This window comes from Alkalibacillus salilacus (genome assembly GCF_030812915.1).
In the GTDB taxonomy this organism is placed as follows: domain Bacteria; phylum Bacillota; class Bacilli; order Bacillales; family Alkalibacillaceae; genus Alkalibacillus; species Alkalibacillus salilacus.
In genome coordinates this window covers 20,947-29,313 of the sequence record NZ_JAUSTQ010000019.1, presented here as the reverse complement: position 1 = coordinate 29,313, position 8,367 = coordinate 20,947, and the positions used below count along the sequence as shown (strand labels likewise).

The window sequence follows — 8,367 nt, the reverse complement described above, 5'->3', positions numbered from 1 at the left end:
CGCCATCCCCACCTCATCGCGATAACACATAAATAATCAATGACAAGAGTTGAATTTCATTGCCATGTATTTTACACATAATTATGGACTTGACTACTTGCTCGATGGTATCGCTCATGAACTCGATGGTAAATCACGCTCATACAATGCTGAATCGCCAAACAGTCAGAGCAAAAACTTACATACAAAAACCTGCACACCTATTTTCAAGCGTGCAGGTCCATTTATTACTTCTCTAACATTAAATATTGATACAACTTGTAGTCAATTTTACCTTCAGGTTGTTCGCGTTCTTCAAAGTTTTCATTATGAATATAACTTGCAAGTGCATCATAAAAAGTTCGGTCGGTGACATCCGTTGCGTCGTGTAAATAATTTAGTTGAGTCAGACGTCGAACGATTTTTTCGCGTAAATCATCATCAATGTCGACAATATCTTCTTCATTGGTACGTGTGAAATACAATTGATGTAAACGGAAAATGCGTTCCAATTCTTTAATTGGTGTAACGTGATCATCAACGCGCACATCGACCATGCGATCATTATAACCGCCATATCCACCTTTTTCTTTCACAACAAACAGTGCCGCTGATTGCTTACCACGACTGTCCCCACCTGCATGTTGACCTTCTTTCAATGCATGTAATAATCGCTCAACTAATGGTTCCCCAGCTTTCTCTTCAAAACCGCGACCCATTGCATTAACAGTCTCTTCACTCACTAAAATATTGCCTTGCGCGCTATAATTGTCGCCGGTTTTGCCACCAGCCCAATCGTAACAGCCGTCACCCGTGAACGTTGCGACACCACCATTCGCATCAATAATTGCAGCTTGGCGCATAGCTTGATCAGGATCTTTTGATGTCAATTCATCCAAAGCTTCCTGTGCTGACTTCCCTTCTTTTAACAACGCCAATCCTTCTGGCCCATATGCTGTATTAGCCATTGATTGCGTGGCGATCGCACCTACTCCTGCTTCAGCCCATGGAACCACGGCACCTACGCCTAAAAATTTCGATTGAACAGCGATGCCAAGCTCGCCAGTTTCAGGATCACAACCGACGATTGAAAATGTTGCTACGAGATCATTAGGAATCTTTGTCATGATAATGCCTCCTCAAAATAATACGGTTTTTGCTTGAACAATAAACTAACACCTATAAAAGCTATGCAAGATAACACGACAGGTATGGTTACCGCGTGAACCCCTAATAAGTCACCATACGTCTCGTTATACTGATAAATCGCTATATAAGAAACAATACCAACTAACATAGAAGCAATTGCACCATGTTTATTCGCATATTTCCAATACAGTCCGAAAATAATCGGCCAAATAAACGCTGCTTCCAAGCCTCCAAAGGCAAATAAGTTTAAATAGATTAGTAGATCGGGCGGATTAATCGATAATAAGAAAACAATAATGCCTAAGAAAGCCGTAAATCCGATACTGACCTTCTTTACATGACTACGTGACGCCTGTGGTCTGAAATAATTGATGTATACGTCTTTCACGACAGACGAACTCACGAGCAATAACAGTGAATCGACTGTCGACATCATCGCCGCAAGTGGTGCAGCCAATACGATTCCAGCAACCCATGGCGGAAGCGTTTCGAGTGCAATCATAGGAATCACTTGGTCCGCGACTTCAATACCCGGTAAAACTGGACGAGCGAAGACACCGATTAAGTGCATATTAAGCATGATCACACCGACCACGACTGTCCCGATCATCAATGCCCGGTGCATCGACCGAGCATCACGATACGACATCGCCCGAACGGCCACTTGTGGAAGTCCGACAACGCCGACCCCCACTAATATCCAAAATGACGTCACATAGGCTGCGTTTAACTGCCCATCATGCCCAAAAGGTGTGACCAAATTGGGGTTAATCGTCGTGAGATCATTCATGATGCTCGGAATACCGCCGCCTGCAACGACAACAGCAATCAGTAAAATAAATGTGCCGACGAACATGATAATTCCTTGTGTTGCATCTGTTACAGCGACGGCACGAAAGCCACCAATGATGACATAAACGAGAACAGCTACAGCAAATAAGAACAACGCACCTAAATACGGCAAACCTGTGATCGACTGAATTAAATGGGCACCGCCGATCCACTGAGCAGCCATCGCCGAAAATAAAAAGATGACAATACTAAGAGCTGAAATAATTACGACGGTTGAGCTCTGGTAACGTGTTTTTAAAAAGTCAATTAACGTGACTGACTGAAAGCGTCGAGTAACGATAGCAAACTTTTTGCCCAAGACAAGTAATATAAAATAACCTGTCGCTACTTGGGTCATCGCAAGAAGCACCCAACCAAGGCCAATCGTATAGGCAGCACCTGGCCCACCAAGAAAGCTCGAAGCACTTCCGTACGTCGCTGCCATCGTCATCGCGAGTACTAACCCGCCGAGTTCGCGACTACCGAGGAAATAATCACTGATAAACGATGTGGATTGGTTAAGTTTTCGGTTCGACCAAATGCCGATTAAAAAAATGACAGCTAATAATAACAAGAGCGGAATCAAGACTTGCCAGTTCATAAATCATCCCGCCCTTCCTCGTCAAACGGCATATCTTTCAGCACAAATTTAACGACGAGAAAAACAAGAGCAATCATCACGAATAACCCAGCGATGCAACTCCAGAAAAACCATGCCGGAAATCCTAGTATGTATGTGTACTCTTCAGGTGGCTTTGAACCAAGTGTATAAGCAAAACCGTACCACCAGATGATATTGAAGGCTGCTAACGCCACACCAATGAGTGCTTCACGGTGTGCTATGCGAAAACGCCAATCCCCCTTTGGCACACAACCATCCCCCTTCTATTTCTTTACGCTAATCATATTGTATAACAAACTAAATTATAAGAAAATTCTTTCGGTTGATTTTTTGCTTGATTTGACTATTTATTAAATAACCTCACTAACTAATGAAATAACTCGATCGAATTATTTCATTAATTCGGTCAATTATTTCAAAAATTTAAGAGCAGAAAGGAAAACGAGCCGCTTAAAACGACTCGTTCGATCGACTAGCTATAGGATTTCAACGCCTCTTCTAGTAAGTTCCAGAAGCGATCTTGATCTAAGCCTTGTGCAAATTTTACGTTCGGTTCTTGTCCTGTTACACCTAACAGATCGACACATGTCATGCCGTACGCAAATTCACCTTTTGTCTCGATATCAACTCGGACGTCGACTGTATCGAAAATCGACGGATCGATTAAGTAAGCCACAGTACACGCATCATGAATTGGTGCGCCATCGAAGCCAAAGACATCTTTATAGGTTTGCTTAAAGAAACGTAATAATTCAACCACAAACTCTGATACATCATTGCCAACTTTAGAAAAACGGTCAATCGTTTCGTCAGTCGCTTGCGCTTGGTGAGTCACATCTAATCCGAACATCGCAATCGGAACGCCACTCTCATACACAACTTTGGCCGCTTCAGCATCGACCCAGATATTAAATTCTGCAGCAGGTGTCCAATTACCGAACGTGCCGCCACCCATTAAGACAATCTCTTGAATCTTAGGTACGATTTTTGGCTCTTTAACCATAGCCATCGCGATATTCGTAAGTGGTCCTGTCGGTACAAGTGTGATGTCACCATTTGATTCAAGTACTTTTTCGATGATCAAATCAACCGCATGCTTGTCGTGCACCGGTGTTTTTGGAACATCAGGTAAATTCGGGCCATCTAAACCTGAATCCCCGTGAATCGATTCTGCTATTTGTGTTTCCCGAACCATTGGACGATTAGAGCCCTCTGCAACAGCAACATCTAACCCAATAATATCACAGACGCGACGGGCATTTAGTGCTGTCTTATCCACCTCGACATTTCCTGCTACTGCTGTAACTGCTTCAATTTCAATCGTTTCGTTCGCATTGGCCAAAATCATCGAAATCGCATCATCATGGCCAGGATCACAATCTAAGATTACTTTTCGTTTCGTCATGGTCGTCTCCCCCTAAGTCCTTTAACTTTACTTTTTCCTAGTTTACTAGTAAACGGTTTCAAAAGATAGAATATTGCTTTAAAATAAAATTATCACAATAAAGGAGTGGTGAAAATGGAAAATGGTTGCCTTAAATGCGGAAGCCAAGATGCAGACAGCAAAACAGTTTCAATGACAGGAGGCGCCCTTTCAAAAGTTTTTGACGTTCAAAACAATAAGTTTGAAGTCGTTTTCTGTAAGAATTGTGGCTACTCCGAGTTTTATAATAAGGAAGCATCTGCTGCTGGTAATGTCTTTGACTTCTTTTTCGGTGGCTAAATCACTCGTCAGCGTTCATAGCGCTGACTTTTTTTATGTCGAATGGATGCGAATCTCAACTGCGTCCGCTACAATAGTCAGTAGTCAGCACTTGATGTTTTTAAACAATTGCTCTATTTTATTAGATCAATCGGGCGACTTTTGAAATAACCCTACAAAATAATCAAATAAAATAAGGAGTTTATTAGATAACTTCAAATGCTTAGCGAAAGGAGCAGCATCATGAATCGAACCATAATCCGCCCACTATCAACATTATTAATGGGATCTACCTATTTATTATCCGAATTTGTCCAAGCTGAATGGGTAAGTATCCTTGTCAGCTTATTTGCCTTAACAACAATTGTGACTTATATGCCGTATCTAAAGCGTATTCCTTTCATATTAATAAGCGCGTTACTTGGTTCAGCGTTTCTTATCTTTATATTTGGCGACGGGTTATGGGACATGTTTCTCGGTTTAAACACTAACGTCTCTGTTTTAGCGATTTTCATTTTTGTCCCATTATTATCAATCCCGATTAAACAAGGACGTTACTTAGAATATCTAGAAACCGTGTTCAACCACTACATCAAAACCACTGGCCAGCTTTATACCTATGTCAAAATTGCGCTTATGGGCGTAGGTTCAGTCATGAATCTAGGAACGGTTCCAATTATGTATCAGTTAACTGATACAGCGTCGTATCAGCCTTATCGCATGATCAGAGTCCGCGCACTTGGACGCGGTTTCGCGATGGCTTTCATGTGGTCACCCTATTTCATTTCTGTTGCTTTAATTTTATCCTATTTCGACGTTAGCTGGATTCAAATTTTCCCGATTGGTTTATCTATGGCAATCATTGGTGTTTTCCTCGGCATTTTATTTGAAAGAAAGCAATCCATGCCAATCGAAATCAATTCCACTACAACGGACGAAACGATTTCAGTTAAAGAAGCAAAAAGAAAATTAATTGAACTGCTCGTCATCATCCTTTGTTTAACAGCAATAATAATGACGATTGAATATATGGTTGATCTATCCGTTTTAACCATTATCCCGCTCATTGCGATTGTCATCTCAGCTGGTTGGGGGCTCGTCTATGAACGGCCGCGTGATTTAATCAAAAGTTACGGCCAATTCACCCAAGAACGCCTCCCAGCAATGGGCAATGAGCTGTCTCTATTTATTTCTGCAGGTGCATTCGGTGCCGCTATATTAAGTGCAGGGGCTAGCGAATGGATTATTGACTTTATTAATTACTTTGGCATCTCGCACATTTTAGTACTGATCCCTGTACTACTAATCATAGTAAATGTTTTATCATTTATTGGTGTGCATCCGATTATTACGATGACAGCGTTAGCCATTACTTTAAGTGCATCACCTATATTTGCTGATGATCATTTGCTTTTAAGCTTTGGATTACTAGCCAATTGGATGGTATCTGTGATTGGTTCCCCATTCTCTGGGCTTAACTTACTTTTATCCGGTTTAGCTAATAGCAACCCTGTCGCAGTGGGACCACGTAGCAATCTTCTTTTCGCTCTAACATTGTGGTTCGTCTGCTACTTAACCATTTGTGTATTGTATTTTGTTTTATAAAATAATAAGCTCAACCACTTGCATCTTCTCGTTCTATTGTGTAAGAATATACATTATTCTGAATAATATTGAAATGATGACCATTCTCGCATTATGTCATCGTTTTATTTTTACACAAATAAGGAGGGAAATGATCATGGAACAAGCAGAAGTTCGCGATGTATGGAAAGATTGGCGATTACATGTCACCGTTTTATTAATCGTTATAGGAGCTGAACTCGTTGGCTCACACGAATTCGCCGTCGGACCTGGTGTCGTCATCTTATTACCGATGCTTTACGCTATCATTATTGGCATTATGTTATATTTCACGCCCGTCATATCAGAAAAACAATCCGAAAAATCCGAGCCATTGATCGTGCTTGGGGTTGCGCTATTACTCGCAAAAATTGGCGTCATTATTGGCCCAGATCTACCTGAAATTATTGCAGCCGGACCTGCTTTATTATTACAAGAGTTAGGAAACGTCGGTACTGTGTTAATCGCATTGCCTATTGCGATGTTACTCGGCCTACGCCGTGAAACTGTTGGTATGACTCACTCTGTCGCACGCGAGCCTAATGTTGGTCTGATTATGGATAAATTCGGTTTCAGTTCGCCTGAAGGTCGTGGTGTAATGGCTATGTATATTTTCGGTACCGTCTTTGGAGCGATTTTCATGGGATTATTAGCAGGCCTACTCGCAACGATTACACCGATTCATCCATTATCGTTTGCAATGGCCTCTGGAATCGGTAGCGCAAGCATGATGGCTGCAGCGAGCGGATCACTCATTAGTTTATTTCCGGAAATGGAAGGTCAGATCGCCGCTTATGCAGGAGCGAGTAACCTTTTATCCTTATCAACAGGTCTATATGTCAGTATTTTCATCGCATTACCTTTAACTGAAAAACTCTATAAATGGTTTTCCAAAAAGAAACATAAAGATGAGGTGACTTAATATGCTTAAAAACATTCAAGAATGGACATTATTACTTACGGTTTTCGGAGTCGTCACCTTAATCGGCAACTGGATTGGCTATGACATTTTCTCATTTGATGCAATATTAGGCATGATCGTCTTGATCGTGATTTCATTGCTTGGATTTATCACACAAAAACTAGTGCCAATAAATATTCCAAGCGTTGCTTATATTGCAATATACGGTGTATTAATTTCCATGCCATGGACGCCTGGCAGCGAAGTAATTGTGGCTTGGACTTCTGAAATTCAATTACTAGCACTCACGACACCTATTCTTGCTTATGCCGGCATCGCGATTGGCCGCTCATGGACAGACTTCATGAAACTTGGTTGGCGCACGATTGTTGTCGCATCATTCGTATTACTTGGTACCGTTCTTGGATCAGCACTAATTGCCGAAGTCGTCTTAAGAATGCAAGGGATTATCTAAATAAACCCCGTCTACTCAATTCGAATTGAGTTAGACGGGGTTTTTGTGTACATTGAAAGTTAATTGCTACAGCGAATTTTGTTAATTATACAGCGATGTATGTCTGTAATACATCGAAAATGGGCCTCGATACAGCGAAAATTCCCTTTATACAGCGCTTTTTTTATTTCATACAGCGAAATAACACTGTGATACGGTGATATTCCCACTCTCTCATGAAAACACCCTCAATAATTAACCTTTTATCGCACCTTCTGTCATACCTTTTGTAATTCGACGTTGGAAAATCGAATATAAAATGATGACTGGAAGGATCGCAAAGACGAGACTGGCAAATAGCACGCCCCATGCGTTCGTATATTGCGCTTCGTTACTGATGAAGTCAATCGCTAAGGCGAGTGTGTAATTTTCGCTTGATTGCAGGAAAATTAGGGCCATAAAGTATTCATTCCAAAACTGAATGGCGTTCATAATCGTGACTGTAATGATCCCTGACATCGTTAATGGTGTTACGATTTTCCATAAAATGCCGTATGGTGACATACCATCAATCGAAGCTGATTCTTCGAGTGATTTCGGAATCGTACCCATAAAACTTGTTAAGACGAAAATAGTGAACGGAAGTTGCGACATCGCATAGACGACAGACAACCCGATAATACTATCAAGCATGTTAAACTGCGCTAATAGGAAGAATAATGGGATCCAACCTAATACCATTGGAATCATCATTGCTGAAATATACAATGTAAAAAGCATCTGACTGCCTTTAAAGCGAATTCTTTCTAACGCATAAGCTGTCGGCACAGCTAAGACGAGACATAAAGCAGCACCAAGCCCAGTTACTAAGAAACTATTAAATATACTCGTATCAATATTATACTCTGTCCAAGCTGTTACGAAATTACTAAAATTAAATTGCTCTGGAAAGCCCCAGGGGTTCGCATAAATCTCTGCATTACTCTTAAACGCCCCTAAGAACATCCAAAAAATCGGATATAAGACGGCCAATGACCATAAGATCAAGGGCAAACGGATTCCACTTCGTACTAGTCTTTCACCAACGGTACGTTTCACGATTGTCT

The 8,367-nt window shown here is 41.2% G+C and carries 9 protein-coding genes; 4 read left to right on the top strand and 5 right to left on the bottom strand.

Annotated elements, in window-relative coordinates; translation table 11 throughout:
• Positions 1-227: 227 nt before the first annotated feature.
• The 4 genes from J2S77_RS13955 to J2S77_RS13940 form a co-directional block, all read right to left on the bottom strand.
• Positions 228-1,106 carry a DUF1028 domain-containing protein gene (locus J2S77_RS13955; protein WP_306978349.1) on the bottom strand — a complete coding sequence of 293 codons (879 nt, stop codon included), beginning with the start codon at positions 1,104-1,106 and terminating at the stop codon, positions 228-230.
• Positions 1,103-2,560 carry a sodium/pantothenate symporter gene (gene panF, locus J2S77_RS13950; RefSeq protein ID WP_306978348.1) on the bottom strand — a complete coding sequence of 486 codons (1,458 nt, stop codon included), beginning with the start codon at positions 2,558-2,560 and terminating at the stop codon, positions 1,103-1,105. Before panF ends, J2S77_RS13955 begins: the two co-directional genes overlap by 4 nt.
• On the bottom strand, positions 2,557-2,829 hold the full coding sequence (locus J2S77_RS13945; RefSeq protein WP_306978347.1) for a YhdT family protein: 273 nt from the start codon (positions 2,827-2,829) through the stop codon (positions 2,557-2,559). The genes panF and J2S77_RS13945 overlap by 4 nt, the downstream gene beginning before the upstream one ends.
• A 224-nt stretch (positions 2,830-3,053) precedes the next feature.
• The gene (locus J2S77_RS13940; protein ID WP_306978345.1) at positions 3,054-3,986 is read right to left on the bottom strand and encodes a nucleoside hydrolase; all 933 of its coding nucleotides are present in this window, start codon (positions 3,984-3,986) and stop codon (positions 3,054-3,056) included.
• Positions 3,987-4,100: 114 nt separating this feature from the next.
• On the opposite strand from J2S77_RS13940, the gene J2S77_RS13935 reads away from it, so the two are divergent.
• From J2S77_RS13935 to J2S77_RS13920, 4 genes are all read left to right on the top strand, one after another.
• Positions 4,101-4,304 (top strand): zinc ribbon domain-containing protein, encoded by a 204-nt coding sequence (locus tag J2S77_RS13935; RefSeq protein ID WP_306978343.1) that lies wholly within the window; start codon positions 4,101-4,103, stop codon positions 4,302-4,304.
• A gap of 222 nt (positions 4,305-4,526) precedes the next feature.
• Positions 4,527-5,888, top strand: a complete 1,362-nt coding sequence (locus J2S77_RS13930; protein WP_306978342.1) for a hypothetical protein — start codon at positions 4,527-4,529, stop codon at positions 5,886-5,888.
• 136 nt (positions 5,889-6,024) lie between these two features.
• A complete protein-coding gene (locus J2S77_RS13925) occupies positions 6,025-6,828 on the top strand; it encodes a DUF3100 domain-containing protein (RefSeq protein WP_306978340.1) in 804 nt (267 codons plus the stop codon).
• A gap of 1 nt (position 6,829) precedes the next feature.
• On the top strand, positions 6,830-7,282 hold the full coding sequence (locus J2S77_RS13920) for a hypothetical protein (RefSeq protein ID WP_306978338.1): 453 nt from the start codon (positions 6,830-6,832) through the stop codon (positions 7,280-7,282).
• Between the two features lie 234 nt (positions 7,283-7,516).
• Here the strand turns inward: J2S77_RS13920 and J2S77_RS13915 are convergent, their stop codons facing one another.
• Entirely contained in the window at positions 7,517-8,359 is an 843-nt protein-coding gene (locus J2S77_RS13915; protein ID WP_306978334.1) for a carbohydrate ABC transporter permease, read from the bottom strand.
• Positions 8,360-8,367 lie beyond the last annotated feature (8 nt).